Consider the following 19,091-nt stretch of genomic DNA (forward strand, 5'->3'; position numbering starts at 1 on the left):
CGTACGCCACCAGCCGCCGGTCGCCCGGCACGTCCTCGCGCGCAATCACCACGCAGTCGCTGACGCGCTCGTGGCCCCGCAGCATCGCCTCGATCTCGCCCGGCTCGATGCGGAAGCCGCGGATCTTCACCTGCGCGTCCATCCGCCCCAGGAACTCCAGCGTGCCGTCCGCACGCCAGCGCGCCCGGTCACCCGTCCGATACAGCCTCGCGCCGGGCTCCGCGCCAAACGCATCGGGAACGAACCGCTCCGCCGTCAGCTCCGGCCGTCCCAGGTACCCGCGCGCCACCCCCGCCCCGCCGATCAGCAGCTCGCCCGGTACGCCCGCCGGCTGCGGGCCGCCGAACGCGTCGCACACATAGAGGCGCACGTTCCCCAGCGGCCGGCCGATCGGATGCCCCTCCACGATTCCGTCCAAGGGCACCGGGTGCACGGAGGCCAGGATGGTACCCTCGGTGGGTCCGTACAGGACGTGCGTCTCCGCGCCGGGGAGCGCCTGGCGCATCTCCGCCAGCAGGTCGGCCGCCACCTGATCGCCGCCCACGAACGCGCGCCGCAGCCGGGCGAGCCGGGGGGTCTCGCGCTCCGCATGGACGATCTGCCGCATCAGCGCGGGGACGGCGTGAACCAGCGTGGCGGCGGCGATCTCCTCCACCAGCGCGGGTACGTCCATCACCCGCTCGCGCGCCACCAGGCGCACCGCCGCGCCGGAGGTCAGCGGCAGCAACCCCTCGAAGAGCCAGATGTCGAACGCGTACGACGCCAGCGCCGGCATCACGTCGCCCGAGGCGACGCCGAACGCCTCGCGCGTGGCGGCCAGCAGGTTGGACAGGGAACCGTGCTGCACCTGCACTCCCTTGGGGCGGCCGGTGGAGCCGGAGGTGTAGATGACGTACGCCAGGCTCGCGTCGGACGCGGTCACCTCCGCCGCCGCATCCGTCGTGTCGGAGGCGAGATCCGGAAGCTGGTCCACCCGCACGAGGGTGGCTCCGTGCTCCGGCAGCACCCCAGCCGTGTCCGTCGTGGCGACCACCACCGGAAGCGCGGCGTCGGCGATGATCCAGCCCAGCCGCTCCGCCGGGTAGCCGGGATCCAGCGGGACGTACGCGCCGCCCGCCTTCCAGATCCCCAGCACGCCCACCAGCAGCTCGGGCGTGCGCTCCATGCACAGGCCCACCGGCGTCTCAGGCCCAACCCCCAGCTGGCGCAGGTGCCGGGCGAGGACCGCCGCGCGACGGTCCAGCTCGCCATACGTCACGGCCTCCTGGCCGGCCAGGAGCGCGACGGCCTGCGGCGCGCGGCGCGCCCACTGGGCAAAGAGCGCGTGGGCCGGCGGGTCGGAGGTTTCGCGCGCCGTCTGGTTCCACGTCCCCAGCACCTGCTCGCGCTCCGCGTCGCCAAGCAGCTCCAGCCGCGAGAGGCGCACGTCCGCGTTGGCGGCGACCTGCTGCAGCACCCGCTCCAGGTGCCGCGCCATGCGCTGGATGGTGGGCGGCTCAAAGAGGTCTCTGCTGTAGTCCAGCCGGCCGCGCAGGCCTCCCGGGGTCGCCACCAGCTCCAGGGAGAGATCGAACTTGGCGACCTCCACGTCCGCTCCAACTCCGTTCACCTCCAGCCCCGCGAGAGCGCCGCCCCCGCCCCCGCCGCCACCCCCGCCCTCGGCGTCCTGCAGGCTGAACATCACCTGAAAGAGCGGCGAATGGCTCAGGCTGCGCTCCGGCTGCAGCTCCTCGACCAGGCGCTCGAAGGGCACCTCCTGGTGCTCGTACGCACCCAGCGTCGCCTCCCGCACCCGGCGCACGGCCTCGCGAAAGCTCGGGTCTCCCGAAAGATCGGCCCGCAGCACCAGCGTGTTGACGAAGAAGCCGATCAGCCCCTCCACCTCTTTTCTGGTGCGCCCCGCGACGGGGCTTCCCACCACCACGTCCTCGCTCGCGCTGTACCGGGAGAGGAGCACCTGAAATGCGGCCAGCAGCACCATGTACAGCGACGCGCCCTCGCGCCGGCCCACCTCGCGAAGCCGCTCCAGAAGCTCGCCGGAAAGCCCGACCCCTTCGTTCGCCCCCCGGAACGTCTGCACGGCCGGGCGGGGATGGTCGGTGGGCAGCTCCAGCAGCGCGGGCGCGTCCGCCAGCCGCTCGCGCCAGTACGACAGCTGCCGCTCCAGCACCGCCCCCCGCAGGTGCTCGCGCTGCCAGGCGGCATAGTCTCCGTACTGCACCGCCAGCTCGGGGAGCGGCGACCCCCGTCCCTCGCGGTACGCCTGGTACAGCGCCGAAAACTCGCTGGAGAGCACGCCGATGCTCCACCCGTCGCTGACGATGTGGTGCATCCCCACCAGCAGCACGTGGTCTTCCTGGCCCAGCCGCAGCAGCGCCGCCCGAAAGAGCGGTCCCGCGGCCAGGTCAAAGGGCCGCGCCGCATCGTCCGCCACCCGCCGCCGCACCGCCATCTCGCGATCCGCGTCGGCCAGCCCGGAAAAATCCTCGACCGGAAGGGTGAACCCGCCAAAGGGGATGATCACCTGCACCGGAGCGCCATCCACCTCCCGGAAAACGGTCCGCAGCGCCTCGTGCCGCCGGACGATCTCGCCCAGGCTACGCTCCAGCGCCCCGATGTCCGACGCTCCCCGCAGCCGGAGCGACCAGCCCACGTTGTACGCGCTGCTCCCCGGATCCAGCCGGTCCATGAACCACAGCCGCTCCTGCGAGAAAGACAGCGGAGCGCTTTCGCGATGGGGACGGGGTGCGATGGCAAGCGAGCGGACCTGGCCCCTGAGCCTAGCCTCGATGAGGGCACGCCTGGCAGCGGAGAGTTCCGGACGCGGAAGTCCAACCGTCGGTTCTGCGGACATATCAGGCTCTTACAACGGGGTTGGACGCGGCCAGCTGCTCGATCTCGTCTTCGGACAGGGTGGCGACGTCCTCGTAAATCCTGCGCTCGATCTCTTCCGCCATGGCTTCCAGCGCCGGCATGGCGTACACGGTGCGAATCGAGATCTCCACGTCGAACGTGGCCTGGACGTGGGCCAGCAGCCGCATGAGCAGCAGCGAGTGGCCACCCAGATCAAAGAAGCTCTCCGTCACCCCCACCCGTTCCAGCTGCAGCACCTCTGCCCAGATCTCCGCCAGCACCTCCTCCACCGGCGTACGCGGCGCCACGTACCGCTCGCTCGCCGAAGCGAGGCCCGGAGCGGGAAGCGCCTTGCGGTCCAGCTTGCCGTTGGGCGTCAGCGGCATCGCGTCCATGCTGACGAACGCGGACGGCACCATGTACTCCGGAAGATCGCGGAGCAGGTGCTCGCGCAGTGCTCCCGCGTCCACGTTGCCCACCACGTACGCCACCAGCCGCGTCTCCCCGGGCACGTCCGCGCACGCCACCACCACGCAGTCGGTGACACCCTCGCTCCGCCGCAGCACGCCCTCGATCTCGCCCGGCTCGATGCGGAAGCCGCGCACCTTGACCTGCTCGTCCACCCGCCCCAGGAACTCCAGCTCGCCCCCGGCCGACCACCGCACCCGGTCACCCGTCCGGTAGAGCCGCGCCCCGGCTTCGCCGCCGAAGGGGTCCGGAACGAACCGCTCCGCCGTCAGCCCCGGCCGGCCCAGGTAGCCGCGCGCGACGCCTACGCCGCCCACGTACAGTTCGCCAGGAACGCCCACCGGCGCCGGCCGGCCCGCCGCATCCAGCACGTACACCCGCACGTTCTCCAGCGCGCGGCCAATGGACGGGGCACGCCCGTCAGCCTCGCAGCGGGCGGAGGTGGCGCAGACGGTAACCTCCGTCGGCCCGTAGGCGTTCACGAAGGTGCGCCCGGCGCTCCACCGCGCGACCGTCGCGGCATCCACCGCCTCGCCGGCGCTGATCACCGTGCGCAACTCCGGCAGGTCGTCCGGCGGAAGGATGGCCAGCACCGACGGCGGCAGGGTGGCCACGGTGACGCGCCCGCCCCGCAGCGTCTCCAGCAGCCCCGGACCGGGGAGAAGTGCCTCGCGCGGCGCCATCACCAGCGCGGCCCCGTTCAGCAGCGTGTCGAATACTTCCGCCACCGCCGCGTCGAACGAGAACGAGGCGAACTGCAGGACGCGGCTCGTACCGTCGATGCCGAAGCGGCGCGCCTGCGCGTACGCCAGGTTCGGCACGCCTCGGTGCGGCACCATCACACCCTTCGGCCGGCCCGTGCTCCCCGAGGTGTAGATCACGTACGCCAGCTGGTCAGGCGAGACGGGGCGCTCCGGGTTCTCCGCGGACTCCGCCGCGAGCCGCGCCGCGTCGCCATCCACGCTCACCACCGCGACGCCCTCGCCGGTGGGAAGCACCGCGCGCAGCGACTCCTGCGTCACCAGCACGGGGACGGCGGCGTCGGCCAGCATGAACGCCAGCCGCTCCGCGGGATAGGCGGGGTCCAGCGGTACGTATCCGCCGCCCGCCTTGAGCACGGCCAGCGCGGCGACGATCATCTCCATCCCCCGCTCCAGGCAGATCCCCACCCGCGTCTCCGCCCCGACGCCCAGACCGGCGAGATGATGCGCCAGCCGGTTGGCCCGCTCGTTCAGCTCACGGTAGCGGAAGGTTTCGCCCTCGAACTCGACCGCCACGGCGTCCGGCGTCCGCGCCGCCTGCGCCTCGAACAGCTCGTGGATGCAGCGATCGGCCGGGTACTCGGCCTCCGTGCGGTTCCACGCCTCCACCACCACGCGGCGCTCCGCCTCCGGCAGCACGTCGATGCTCCCGATGGCCCGACTGGGAGCCGTCTCCAGCGCCTCGACCAGCCGGGCGAGCGCCGTGTGCATCATCCGGCACACCTGCTCCGCGTCCGCCGGGGCCGCGACCTGCGCCATCAGCGAGAACGCATCCCCCAGGTCGTCCACGGCCAGCGACAGGGGGTAGTTGGTCCGCTCCTGGGCGTGAATGCCGCGCACCCCCTGCTCCGGCTGCCCCGCCTCACCCGAACGCTCCGTCCCGCCCCCGTGCCGGTAGTTCAGCAGCGAGGTGAACAGCGGCGCGGGTGCCGCAACGCCGCTGCTGCGCTGCGCCAGCGCCAGCGAGGCGTGCTCGTGCCGCAGCAGGTCGGCCAGCAGGGCGTGCGTGCGCCGCACCGCCGCCTCGACCGCTTCGTCGCCGACCCCGATCCGCACCGGCAGCGTGTTGATGAGCGGGCCCATCACCCGGTCCGACCCCTCCCCGCCCTGCATCCGGCCGAAGAGCAGCGTCCCGAACACCACGTCATTTCGCCCGCTCAGCCGCGCCAGCACCTGCGCCCACGCCAGGTGGCACAGGCTGGCCACGGTCACCCCCAACGACCGCGCCCGGCGGCGCAGGCGCACGCCCAGGTCGCCCGCGATGGCAAGCCGCGCCTCGGCGATGCCGTGTCCCTCGCCCCACACGTCCAGCAGCCCGTACGGCGCCGTCGGCTCGTCCACGTCGGCCAGCATCCCGCGGAAGAACCGCTCGTGCTCATCCCGGCTCATCCCCAGCCGCGCCTGCGCCACGTAGTTGCGGAAGGGCGTGGGCGCCGGCAGATCGGACCCGCGGCCCAGCAGGTGTGCGGAGATCTCCTCCTGCTGCACCTCCAGCGACTCGTGGTCGTTGGTCAGGTGGTGCGTGAGCATCAGCAGCAGCCACCGGCCGCTTGCCGGGTCCTGGGCGATGCACGCGCGCAGCAGCGGCGCCCGCTTCAGGTCCATGCGGTAGTGCCGGGGGTCAAAGCGCCGCCACAACCGCTCGGCCGCCCCAACCCCGTCCCCGGCCCCCGCATCCAGCACCACCTCCTCCACCGGCAGCGGCGCGTGCCGCAAAACGACCTGCACCGGCTCGCGCAGCTCCTCCCAGGCCATGGCCGTGCGCAGGATGTCGTGGCGATCGATCACCGCCTGCAGTGCCGCCAGGTGCTGATCCAGACGCGCGCGCGTGTCGAACTCGGTCACCATCGACAGGAGGTAGGGATCCCCCTGCTCCGACAGCAGATGGTGGAAGAGGATCCCCTCCTGCAGCGGGGCCAGCGGATAGATGTCCTGCACGTTCGCGGCTCCGCCCGGCACCTCCGCCACGATGCGGTCGATCTCCGTCTGCGTGAGCTCCACCAGCGGCAGCATCCGCGGCGTGATGGATCGGCTTCCCTCCGGGATGGCGTTCGCGGGGATCTCCATCTCCATGGACGCCCGGCCCACGGCCAGAGCCAAATCCGCCAGCACCGGCGTGGCGAAGAGTGCCCGCACGTCCGTGTACAGCCCCACCTGCCGCATCCGGCCGATCAGCTTGATTCCCAGCAGCGAGTGCCCGCCCAGCTCGAAGAAGTGGTCCCATCGCCCCACCCGCTCCACGCCCAGCACCTCGCCCCAGATCTCCGCCAGCGCCGTCTCGATCTCCCCCAGCGGTGCCTCGTAGCTGCGGCGCGCGTACGCATCGCCCTCCGGCGCAGGCAGCGCCTTGCGGTCCAGCTTGCCGTTCGCCGTCAGCGGCAGCGCGTTTAGCGGGACGAACGCGGCCGGGACCATGTACTCCGGCAGTTCCCGGCGCAGGTGCTCGCGCAGCGCGTCCGCCTCAACGGCGCCCACCACGTACGCCACCAGCCGGCGGTCGCCCGTCGCGTCCTCACGCGCCAGGACCACGCAGTCGGTGACGCCCGCGCTGCGCCGCAGCACGCCCTCGATCTCGCCCAGCTCGATGCGGAAGCCGCGCACCTTTACCTGGAAGTCCAGCCGCCCCAGGTACTCGATGGCGCCGTCCGCCCGCCAGCGAGCGCGGTCGCCGGTGCGGTAGAGACGCGCGCCCGGCTGCGACGAGAACGGATCGGGGATGAAGCGCTCCGCCGTCATCGCCGCGCGGCGCTGATAGCCACGCGCCACCTGCACACCGCCGATGTACAGCTCGCCCGGCACGCCCACGGGAGCGGGGTTGAGCACGGCGTCCAAAACGTACAATTGCGTGTTCCAGACGGGGCGGCCGATCGGCACCACGTCCGCCGCTTCGTCGCGCGCGCACATCCAGCAGCTCACGTCCACGGTCGCTTCCGTCGGGCCGTAGAGGTTGGTGAGAACGACGGGGCCGGCGAATCGGTCGTAGAAGCGATGCACCAGCGCCGGCGGCAGCGCCTCGCCGCTGCAAACGACATTGCGCAGCGACGCGCAGCGGGTAGGCTCCACCGCCTCCACGAACGACTGCAGCATGGAGGGGACAAAGTGCAGTGTCGTCACCCCCTCGGCCTCGATGATCTCCTGCAGGTACAGCGGATCGCGATGCCCGTCCGGCCGCGCCATCACCAGCCGCGCGCCCTGCTGCAGCGGCCAGAAGAACTCCCACACCGATACGTCGAACGAGAACGGCGTCTTCTGCAGCACCACGTCGTCCGCGCCGATGCCGAAGTGCGCCTGCATCCACACCAGGCGGTTCACCACGCCCCGGTGCTGGTTCATCACACCCTTCGGTCGGCCGGTGGAGCCGGAGGTGTAGATGACGTACGCCAGCGAGTCCGGACCCGCGCCGACCGCCGGGTTCTCCGCCGGCTCCGCCGCCAGCCGCTCCGCAAGCGCGTCCACCACCAGCACCTCGACGCCCTCGCGTGCGGGCACCGTCTCGCGCTGGGCCGCCTGCACCAGAACCAGCGGCACGGAGCTGTCCTCCAGCATGTACGCCAGCCGCTCGGCGGGCAGGCCCGGGTCCAGCGGCACGTACCCGCCCCCGGCCTTGAGCACGGCCAGGAGCGAGATGACCATTTCGAAGCTGCGCTCCATCAGCACGCCGACGCGCACCTCGGCGCCCACGCCGCGGCCGCGCAGGTGGTGGGCGAGCTGGTTGGCGCGCGCGTTCAGCTGCGCGTACGTGAGCGACGCATCCTCGAAGCGCACGGCCACCGCGTCCGGGGTGCGCGCCGCCTGCGCCTCGAACAGCTGGTGGATGCAGCGGTCCGCCGGAACCTCCGCCTCGGTCCGGTTCCACTCGTCCACCACCCGCGCGCGCTCCGTCTCGCCGAGCAGTTCCAGCTCGGAGAGCCGCACGTCCGCATCGCCCGCGACCTGCTCCAGCACCCGCTCCAGGTGGCCGAGCATCCGGACGATCGTGCCGCGCTCGAAGAGGTCGGTGCTGTAGATGATTCCGCCGCGCAGCCCCTCGGGGGTCGCCGTGAGCTCCAGGGAAAGATCGAACCGGGCGACCTGCATGGCCGCACCGACGCCGCCCACCTTCAGACCCGCAAGCGCGCCTCCCCCGCCGCCTGCGTTCTGCAGCGTGAACATCACCTGGAACAGGGGCGAATGGCTCAGGCTGCGCTCCGGCTGCAGCTCCACCACCAGCTTTTCGAAGGGAAGCTCCTGGTGCGCGTACGCCCCCAGCGTCGCCTCCCGCACCCGCCGCAGGGTTTCGCGGAAGCTGGGGTCGCCCGAGAGGTCGGTCCGCAGCACCAGCGTGTTGATGAAGAAGCCGATCAGCGCCTCCACCTCGCCGCGCGTGCGCCCGGCGATCGGGCTGCCGACGACGACGTCCTCGCTGCCGCTGTACCTGGACAGCAGCACCTGGAACGCGCCCAGCAGCGTCATGTACAGCGTCGCGCCTTCGGTGCGGCTCAGCGCCTGCAGCCGCTCCAGCAGCTCCGGAGAGAGCTGCACCGGGACGGTCGCGCCGCGGTACGACTGCACCGCCGGGCGCGGATGGTCGCTGGGCAGCTCCAGCAGCGCGGGTGCGTCCGCCAGACGCTCCTTCCAGTACGCCAGCTGCCCGTCCAGGGTCTCGCCCGCCAGCTGCTCGCGCTGCCAGACCGCGTAGTCGGCGTACTGCACCGCCAGCTCCGGGAGCGGCGACGCACGCCCTTCACGGTACGCCTCGTACAGCGCCGACATCTCGCGGAAGAGCACCCCCATGCTCCACCCGTCGCTGACGATGTGGTGCATCGAGAGCAGCAGCACGTAATCTTCCCCGCCCAGCCGCAGCAGCGCCGCACGGAAGAGCGGGCCCGCGGCCAGGTCGAACGGCCGTGCCGCCTCCTCCCCCGCGCGGCGCCTGGCCGCCGCCTCGCGATCCGCGTCGCCCAGCCCCGACAGGTCCTCCACCGGCAGGGCGAAGCCGTCGAACGGCGCGATCACCTGCACCGGCGAACCGTCCGCCTCGGCGAAGACCGTCCGCAGCGCCTCGTGCCGCCGCACGATCTCGCCCAGCGCCCGCTCCAGCGCCGCCGGGTCCAGGGCTCCGCCCAGGCGCCAGGCGGCGGGCATGTTGTAGGTGGTGCTCCCCGGCTCCAGCCGGTCCAGGAACCACAGCCGCTCCTGCGCGAACGACAGCGGCAAAGCACCCGCGCGCCCGGCCGGCACCACGGAGGGCAGCACCGGCGCCCCCGCGCGGCGCATCTCCTCCACGCGCCCGGCCAGCTCGCCCACCGTGGGCCGCTCGAAGAGCGCGCGAAGCGGCAGCTCCACCCCGAACACCTCGCGGACGCGCGAGACCACGCGCGTGGCCAGCAGGGAGTGGCCGCCCAGCTCGAAGAAGCTTTCCGTCACGCCCACCCGCTCCAGGCGCAGCACCTCCGCCCAGATCTCCGCCAGCACCTCCTCCACCGGCGTGCGCGGCGCCACGTACCGTTCGCCCGCCGAAGCCAGGTCCGGGGCGGGAAGCGCCTTGCGGTCCAGCTTGCCATTGGGCGTCAGCGGCAGCGCGTCCAGCGAGACGAACGCGGACGGCACCATGTGCTCCGGCAGGCTCCGCCGCAGGTGCTCGCGCAGTGCGCCCGCCTCCGCGTCGCCCACCACGTACGCCACCAGCCGCGTCTCCCCGGGCACGTCCTGGCGGGCCACGACCGCGCAGTCGGCGACGCCCTCGCTCCGCCGCAGCGCGCCTTCGATCTCGCCCGGCTCGATGCGGAAGCCGCGCACCTTGACCTGCTCGTCCACGCGCCCCAGGAACTCCAGCTCGCCCTGCGCCGACCACCGCACCCGGTCGCCCGTGCGGTAGAGCCGCGCCCCGGGCTCACCGCCGAAGGGATCCGGAACGAAGCGCTCCGCCGTCAGCCCCGGCCGGCCCAGGTAGCCGCGCGCGACTCCCACGCCGCCCACGTACAGCTCGCCGGCAACGTCCACCGGCGCCGGCCGGCCCGCCGCGTCCAGCACGTACACCCGCACGTTCTCCAGCGGGCGGCCGATCGCCGGAGCGCGTCCATCTGCCTCGACGGAAGCAGCCGTCGCGCAGACCGTGACCTCCGTCGGCCCGTAGGCGTTCACGAAGGTGCGGCCGGCGCTCCACCGCTCCACCGTGGCGGCATCCACCGCCTCACCCGCGCTCACCACCGTACGCAGCTCCGGCAGGCCGTCCGGGGGAAGGATGGCGAGCACCGACGGCGGCAGCGTGGCCACCGTGACGCGCCCGCGCCGCAGCGTCTCCAGCAGCCCCGCGCCGGGGAGAAGCGCATCGCGCGACGCCATCACCAGCGCGGCCCCGTTCAGCAGCGCGTCGAAGACTTCCGCCACCGCCGCGTCGAACGAGAACGAGGCGAACTGCAGCAAGCGGCTGCTGCCGTCGATGCCGAAGCGGCGGGCCTGCGCGTGCGCCAGGTTGGGCACGCCCCGGTGCGGCACCATCACCCCCTTGGGCGTCCCCGTGCTCCCGGAGGTGTAGATGACGTACGCCAGGTGGTCGGGCGAGACGCCAACGGCCGGCGCCTCGGCGCTCTCGGCCTCGATGCGCGCGCGGTCGGCGTCCAGGCACACGACCTCGGCGGTGTGCGGCGAAAGCCCGTCCGGCAGCGGCAGGCGGGTAAGCAGGAGCGGCGCGCCGGAGTCGGCGAGCATAAAGGCCAGCCGCTCGGCCGGATACGACGGGTCCAGCGGCACGTAGGCGCCGCCCGCCTTCAGCACGGCCAGGATGGCGACGACCAGCTCCGGGCCGCGCTCCAGGCAGATGCCCACGCGGGTTTCCGGGCGAACGCCGCGGCGCCGCAGGTAGTTCGCCAGCCGGTTGGCGCGGGCGTTCAGCTCCGCGTAGCTCAGCGCGTCGTCCTCGAAGACGACGGCGGCGGCGTCCGGCGTGCGCGCCGCCTGTTCCTCGAAGAGCCGGTGGATGGTCGCATCCGCGGGGTAGTCCGCGTCCGTGCGGTTCCACGCCTCCACCACCACGCGGCGCTCCGCCTCCGGCAGCACGTCGATGGCGCCGATCGCCCGCCCTGGAGCGTCCTCCAGCGCCTCGACCAGCCGCTCCAGCGCCGTGTGCATCATCCGGCACACCCGCTCCGCGTCCGCCGGCGCCGCCACCTGCGCCACCAGCGAGAGCTCATCCCCCAGGTCGTTTACCGCGACGGCCACGGGGTAATTGGTCCGCTCCTGTACGCGAAGGGTACGCCCTCCTTCCCCGGGCTGCCCCGCCTCCTGCGGACGCCTGGGGGCGCCGCCGTGGCGATAGTTCAGCAGCGAGGTGAACAGCGGCGCCGGTGCCGCCACGCCGCTGCTGCGCTGCGCCAGCGACAGCGAGGCGTGCTCGTGCCGCAGCAGGTCCGCCAGCAGCGCGTGCGTGCGACGCACCGCCGCCTCTGCCCCCTCCTCCCCCACGCCGATCCGCACCGGCAGCGTGTTGATGAAGGGGCCCATCACCCGGTCCGTACCTTCCCCGCCCTGCATGCGGCCAAAGAGCAGCGTCCCGAACACCACGTCGCTGCGGCCCGAGACCCGCGCCAGTACCTGCGCCCACGCCAGGTGGCACAGGCTCGCCACGCTCACCCCCAGCGCCCGTGCCCGGCCGCGCAGCCGTGCCCCCAGGTCGCCCGCCACCGGAAGCCACGCCTCCGCGACCCCGCGACCCTCGCCCCACACGTCCAGCAGCCCGAACGGCGCGGTGGGCTCGTCGATGTCGCCCAGCATGCCGCGGAAGAACCGCTCGTGCTCCTCACGGCTCACTCCCAGGCGCGCCTGCGCCACGTAGTTGCGGAACGGCAGCGGCGCGGGCAGCTCGGACTCCCGGCCCTGCAGGTGCGCCGCGATCTCCTCCTGCATCACCTCCAGCGACTCGTGGTCTTCGGCCAGGTGGTGCCAGAGCAGCAGCAGCAGCCACCGGCCGCGCACGCGGTCCTCGGCGATGCACGCCCGCATCAGCGGCGCCTGTCCCAGGTCCATCCGGAACCGCCGGGGGTCGTAGCGCTCCCACAGCTGCCTGGGCGCATCCTCCGCCTCCGCGCCGGCATCCAGCTCCACCTCGTCCACCGGCAGCGGCGCGTGGCGCCAGACCACCTGCACCGGCTCGCGCAGCCCCTCCCAGGCCACGGCCGTGCGCAGGACGTCGTGTCGATCGATCACCGCCTGCAGTGCCGCCAGGTACGCGTCCAGGGGCGCGCGGCCGTCGAACACGGTCAGGTACGACAGGAGGTACGGATCCCCGTCCTGTGACAGCAGGTGGTGGAAGAGGATTCCCTCCTGCAGCGGGGCCAGCGGGTAGATGTCCTGCACCTGCGCGGCTCCGCCCGGCACGTCCGCCACGATCCGGTCGATCTCCGCCTGGCTAAGCTCCACCAGTGGCAGCATCGGCGGCGTGATGGATTGGGAGCCCTCGGGGATCGCGTTCGCGGGGACCTTTACCTCCGAAGACGCTCCGCCCACGGCCAGGGCCAGCTCGGCCAGCACCGGCGTGGTGAACAGGGCCCGCACTTCCACGTACAGCCCCGCGCGACGCATCCCCTCGATCAGCCGGATGGCCAGCAGCGAGTGTCCGCCCAGCTCGAAGAAGTTGTCGCGGCGGCCCACCCGGTCCAGCCCCAGCACCTCTGCCCAGATCCCGGCCAGCGCCGTCTCGATCTCCCCCAGCGGGGCCTCGTAGCTGCGCCGCGCGTATGCATCGCCCTCCGGCGCGGGCAGCGCCTTGCGGTCCAGCTTGCCGTTGGGCGTAAGCGGCAGCTGCGGCAGCACCACGAACGCGGCCGGCACCATGTACTCCGGCAGGCTCTGCCGCAGGTGCGCGCGCAGCGCCTCGGCTTCGGCGTCGCCGACGATGTACGCCACCAGCTGCTTGTCGCCCGGCTGGTCCTGGCGCATCATCACCCGGGCCTGGCGCACGCCCGGATACGCCGCGATCGCCGCCTCAACCTCCCCCGGCTCGATGCGGAAGCCGCGGATCTTCACCTGGTCGTCCAGGCGGCCCATGAACTCCAGCTTTCCATCGGCCTTCCACCGCGCGCGGTCGCCGGTGCGGTACATCCGCGCGCCCGGCTCCGCGGCGAACGGGTCGGGGACAAAGCGCTCCGCCGTCAGCCCTGGCCGGCCCAGGTAGCCGCGCACCACGCCGTCGCCCCCGATGCACAGCTCGCCGGGCACACCCACCGGGAGCGGCTGGCCCGCCGGGTCCAGGACGTAGGCGCGCGCGTTGGGGATGGGGCGGCCGATGGACACCGTGGCCGCGCCCTCCTCCACCTCGTCCACCTCCTCCAGCGTGCACCACACCGTCGCCTCGGTGGGCCCGTACTCGTGCAGTACGCGCGCGGGCTTCCCCTCGCGCAGCATCGCCCGCACGCCCTCCGTCCCCACCGCCTCGGCCCCGAACACCAGCTGGCGCAAACCTGCGTAGACATCCACCTGTCCGCGGACGTGCTGGTTGAAGAGCGCGGCTGTCTGGTAGAGGTGCGTGATCCCCTGCTCGCGCAGCGCCTGCCCCAGCAGCGGCGCGGAGAGAAGGACGTCGCGGTCGATGCCCACCAGCGTGGCGCCATGGACGAGCGCGCCCCAGATCTCGAACACCGCCGCGTCAAAGCTGGCGTTGGACGCCTGCGCCACCCGGTCGCCGGGGCCGATCGGCATCGTCTCCGGCAGGCAGGCGGCGTACTGCACCACCTCGCGGTGTCCCATCATCACACCCTTGGGCCGCCCCGTGCTGCCGCTGGTGTAGAAGACGTACGCCAGGTTCCCCGCCGACACGCCGGTCGACAGCGGGTGATCCGGGTGGGCGGCGAGCAGTTCCTCGGCTTGGTCCAGACGGATGACGTGCAGACCCGGGGCGGCGAGCTCCCCGTCGGTCAGCAGGACGCGGACGGCGCTGTCGGCCAGCATGAGCGCCATGCGCTCGGCCGGATAGCTGGTGTCGACGGGGACGCAGCAGCCGCCGGCCTTGAGCACGGCCAGGGTGGCGACCACGTTGGCGACGCTCCGCTCCACCCGGACGCCCACACGGCTCTCCGGCCCCACGCCCAGCCCGGCCAGGTGGTGCGCCAGCCGGTTCGAGCGCGCGTCCAGCTCGCGGTACGTCAGCTCCTCCGCGCCCCAAACCAGGGCCGCCGCACCGGGCGTGCGCGCCGCCTGTTCCTGGAAGAGCTGGTGGATGCAGGCCCGCGGGAACGGCCGCTGGGTGCGGTTCCACTCCACGACCACCCGGGCACGCTCCCGCGGCCCGGCGAGCGCCAGCCGCGAAAGCCGCACGTCCGCGTCCGCGGCAACCTGCTCCAGCACGCGCGCGAAGTGGCTGAGCATCCGCTCCGCCGTATCGCGGTCGAAGAGGTCGGTGCTGTAGTTCAGCACGCCGCGCAGGCCCTGGGAAGTGGCCGCGAGCGTCAGGGAAAGATCGAACTGGGCGACCTCCATCGCCGAACCGGCGCCGCCGACCTTGAGCCCCTGCAGCGCGCCTCCCCCGCCCCCGGCCTCCTGCAGCTCGAACACCACCTGAAAGAGCGGCGAGTGGCTAAGGCTGCGCTCCGGCTGCAGCTCGGCGACCACCCGTTCGAACGGCACCTCCTGGTGCTCGTACGCGCCCAGCGTGGCCTCGCGCACGCGCCGCAGCACCGCGCGAAAGCTGGGATCTCCGCCCAGGTCGGTGCGCAGCACCAGCGTGTTGACGAAAAAGCCGATCAGCGCCTCCACCTCGCCGCGCGTACGTCCGGCGATGGTGGTTCCCACGACGATGTCGTCGCTGCCGGCGTACTTGCCCAGCAGCACCTGAAAGGCGCCCAGCAGCGTCATGAACAGCGTGGCGCCCTCGCCGCGACCCAGTGCCTGCAGCCGCTCCAGCAGCTCCGGGGAAAGCTCCAGCGGAACCGAGGCGCCCCGGAACGTCTGCACCGGCGGGCGGGGGTGGTCGGTGGGCAGCTCCAGCAGCTCCGGCGCGCCCGCCAGGCGCTCACGCCAGAAGGAGAGCTGCCGTTCCAGCGCCTCGCCCGCCAGCTGCTCGCGCTGCCACACCGCGTAATCCGCGTACTGCACCGGCAGCTCCGCGAGCGGCGACTCCCCGCCCTCGCGGTACGCCGCGTACAGCGCCGCCACTTCGCGGAAAAGCAGACCCATGCTCCACCCGTCGCTGACGATGTGGTGCATCGACAGCAGCAGCACGTGATCCTCGGCATCCACCCGCAGCAGCGCCGCGCGAAAGAGCGGTCCCGCGGCAAGGTCGAACACGCGCCGCGCCTCCTCGCTCGTCCGCCGCTCGACCGCCGCCTCGCCCAGCCCCGACAGGTCTTCCACCGGCAGGGCAAACCCGCTGAAGGGCGCCACCACCTGCACCGGCGCGCCGTCGGTCTCGGCGAAGACCGTCCGCAGCGACTCGTGGCGCCGGACGACCTCACCCAGCGCGCGCTCCAGCGCCACCACGTCCAGCGCCCCCCCCAGGCGCCGCGCCACGGGGACGTTGTAGACGGTGCTCCCCGGCTCCAGCCGGTCGATGAACCACAGCCGCTCCTGCGCGAACGACAGCGGCAGCGCCCCCGTGCGCTCGATCGGCACCACGGGCGGCAGCCCCGGCGCCCCCGCGCGGCGCATCTCCTCCACGCGCCGGGACAGCTCCGCCACCGTGGGTGCCTCGAACAGCGCCCGCAGCGGCAGCTCCACACCGAACGCGTCGCGCACCCGTGACACCACGCGCGTGGCCAGCAGCGAGTGCCCGCCCAGCTGGAAGAAGCTTTCCTCCACCCCAACGCGCTCCAGCCGCAGCACCTCCGCCCAGATCCCCGCCAGCACCTCTTCGGCCGGCGTGCGCGGCGCCACGTACCGGTCCGCGCCGGCCGCGAACTCCGGCACCGGCAGCGCCTTGCGGGCCAGCTTGCCGTTGGCCGTCAGCGGCAGCGCGTCCAGCCGGACGAATGCGGCCGGGACCATGTACTCCGGCAGGCTGCGCCGCAGGTGCGCGCGCAGCGCGTCGGTCTCCACGCCGCCCACCACGTACGCAACCAGCCGCTGCTCGCCCGCATCCGCGCGCGCGATCACCACCGCCTCGCGCACGTCCGCGTGCTCGGCCAGCCGCGCCTCGATCTCGCCCAGCTCGATGCGGAAGCCGCGGACCTTCACCTGGAAGTCCAGGCGACCCAGGTACTCGATGGCACCGTCCGCCCGCCATCGAGCGCGGTCGCCGGTGCGGTAGAGGCGCGCACCCGGCTCCGCCGAGAACGGATCGGGGACGAAGCGCTCCGCGGTCATCGCCGCGCGGCCCTGGTAGCCGCGCGCCACCTGCACCCCGCCGATGTACAGCTCGCCCGGCACGCCCACGGGAGCGGGCTTGAGTGCCGCGTCCAGCACGTACAGCTGGGTGTTCCACACCGGCCGGCCGATCGGCACCACGTCCGCCGCTTCTTCGCGCGCGCACGTCCAGCAGCTCACGTCCACGGCTGCTTCGGTGGGGCCGTACAGGTTGGTGAGCACCACGGGGGCGGCGAAGCGGTCGTAGAAGCGATGCACCAGCGCCGGCGGCAGCGCCTCGCCGCTGCACACGACGTGGCGGAGCGACGCGCAGCGGCCAGGCTCAACCGCCTCAACGAACGACTGCAGCATGGAGGGGACAAAGTGCAGCGTCGTCACCCCCTCAGCCTCGATGATCTCCTGCAGGTACAGCGGATCGCGATGCCCGTCCGGCCGCGCCATCACCAGCGTAGCCCCCTGCTGCAGCGGCCAGAAGAACTCCCACACCGACACGTCGAACGAGAACGGCGTCTTCTGCAGCACCACGTCGTCCGCGGACAGGCCGAAGTGCGCCTGCATCCACACCAGGCGGTTGACCACGCCCCGGTGCTGGTTCATCACACCCTTCGGCCGGCCGGTGGAGCCGGAGGTGTAGATGACGTACGCCACGTTCGACGGCGTCACCACGGGCGCCGGATTCTCCGCGCTCTCCCGTGCGATCGAATCCCACGCCGCATCCACCTCCAGCGCCGGCAGTTCGGAGGCGGGGAGGATGCCGCGCAGCCGCTCCTGCGTGAGCAGCACGGCCACGTCCGCATCCACCAGCATGTACGCCAGCCGCTCGGCGGGTAGGCCCGGGTCCAGCGGCACGTAGGCTCCCCCGGCCTTGAGCACGGCCAGGAGGGAGACCACCATCTCCAGGCTGCGCTCCATCAGCACGCCCACGCGCACCTCGGGGCCCACACCCAGGCCGCGCAGGTGATGGGCAAGCTGGTTCGCGCGCGCGTTCAGCTCCGCATAGGTGAGCGACGCGTCCTCGAAGCGCACGGCCACCGCGTCCGGCGTGCGCGCAGCCTGCACCTCGAACAGCTCGTGGATGCACAGGGCCGCCGGAACCTCCGCTTCGGTCCGGTTCCACGCCTCCAGCACCAGCGCGCGCTCCGCATCGCCGAGCAGTTCCAGCTGCGAAAGCCGCACGTCGGCATCGTCGGCGACCTGCTCCAGCACCCGCTCCAGGTGGCCGAGCATCCGCTCGATCGTGCCGCGCTCGAACAGGTCTGTGCTATAGTTCAGCGCGCCGCGCAGGCCCCGGGGCGTCGCCACCAGCTCCAGGGAGAGATCGAACTTGGCGACCTCCATGGCGGGGCCGGCTCCGTTCGTCTCCAGCCCGGCGGGAGCGCCGCCCCCGCCCCCGACGCCGGCGTTCTGCAGCGTGAACATCACCTGGAACAGGGGCGAGTGGCTCAGGCTGCGCTCCGGCTGCAGCTCGGCCACCAGCTTCTCGAACGGGAGCTCCTGGTGCGCGTACGCGCCCAGCGTCGCCTCGCGCACGCGCCGCAGGATCTCGCGGAAGCTGGGATCCCCCGATAGATCGGTGCGCAGTACCAGCGTGTTGACGAAGAAGCCGATCAGCCCCTCCACCTCGCCCCGCGTGCGTCCGGCGATCGGGCTGCCGACGACGATGTCCTCGCCGCCGCTGTACCTGGACAGCAGCACCTGAAAGGCGCCCAGCAGCGTCATGTACAGCGTCGCGCCCTCGCCGCGTCCCAGGGCCTCCAGCCGCTCCAGCAGCTCCGGGGAGAGCTGCACGGGGATCGACACGCCCCGGTACGTCTGCACCGGCGGGCGCGGATGGTCCGCGGGCAGCTCCAGCAGCTCCGGCGCGCCCGCCAGGCGCTCCCGCCAGTACGCCAGCTGCCGATTCAACACGCCCGCCAGGTGCTCGCGCTGCCACACCGCGTAGTCGGCGTACTGCACCGGCAGCTCCGGCAGCGGCGAATCACGCCCGTCACGGTACGCCGCGTACAGCGCGCCCAGCTCGCGCTGCAGCACCCCCAGGCTCCACCCGTCGCTGACGATGTGGTGCATCGACAGCAGCAGCACGTGCTCATCCGCGCCCAGGCTCAGCAGCACCGCGCGAAAAAGCGGTCCCGCGGAAAGGTCGAACGTCCGCCGTGCCTCCTCGCCTTCCCGGCGCCTGAACGCCGCCTCGCGCTCCGCCTGGCCCAGGCCGGACAGGTCTTCCACCGGCAGCGAGAACCCGCTGAACGGCGCCACCACCTGCACCGGCGAGCCGTCCACCTCGGCGAAGACGGTTCGCAGCGCATCGTGGCGCCGCACGATCTCGCCCAGCGCGCGCTCCAGCGCCGCCTGGTCCAGCTCACCCGCCGGGCGCCAGGCCACGACGGGAAGGTTGTAGACGGCGCTTCCGGGCTCCAGCCGGTCGATGAACCACAGCCGCTCCTGCGCGAACGAGAGCGGCAGCGGGCCCTCACGCGCGGCGCGCTCGATCGGCGGAAGCTCCGACCCCTCGCCCACCAGCTTGCGGGCCCGCGCCATCTTCATCAGCTCCAGGCGCTGAGCCGGCGTCAGTTGGTTGAGCGTCGCGGTGGGGTTCATGACCTGGAGAACTTGGATGACTCGGGTATGTGGAACACGCACGGCTCCCCTCGCGCCCGGCAAAGCGGCGGGACGAGGGAAGGACGCCGATGCCGCGGGTGGATTCCGCACGGCGGGGCGGCGGGGCACGCCGAGAGC

2 protein-coding genes are annotated in these 19,091 nt (G+C 72.7%); both read right to left on the reverse strand.

The annotated features are described in order from the left end of the window. The coding region (locus ACOJUJ_RS08435) for a non-ribosomal peptide synthetase (protein ID WP_420126421.1) at window positions 1-2,689 on the reverse strand (2,689 nt) is incomplete at its 3' end. 166 nt (window positions 2,690-2,855) lie between these two features. Then, window positions 2,856-18,953: a non-ribosomal peptide synthase/polyketide synthase gene (locus ACOJUJ_RS08440; protein ID WP_420126422.1), complete on the reverse strand. Its 16,098-nt coding sequence runs from the start codon at window positions 18,951-18,953 to the stop codon at window positions 2,856-2,858. Window positions 18,954-19,091 lie beyond the last annotated feature (138 nt).

This window comes from Longimicrobium sp. (genome assembly GCF_048594345.1).
Classification (GTDB): Bacteria; Gemmatimonadota; Gemmatimonadetes; order Longimicrobiales; family Longimicrobiaceae; genus Longimicrobium.

Bases quoted from the DNA above. Each gene is read 5' to 3' on its own strand.
- ACOJUJ_RS08440 (WP_420126422.1), bottom strand. From the start codon at position 18,953: ATGAACCCCACCGCGACGCTCAACCAACTGACGCCGGCTCAGCGCCTG.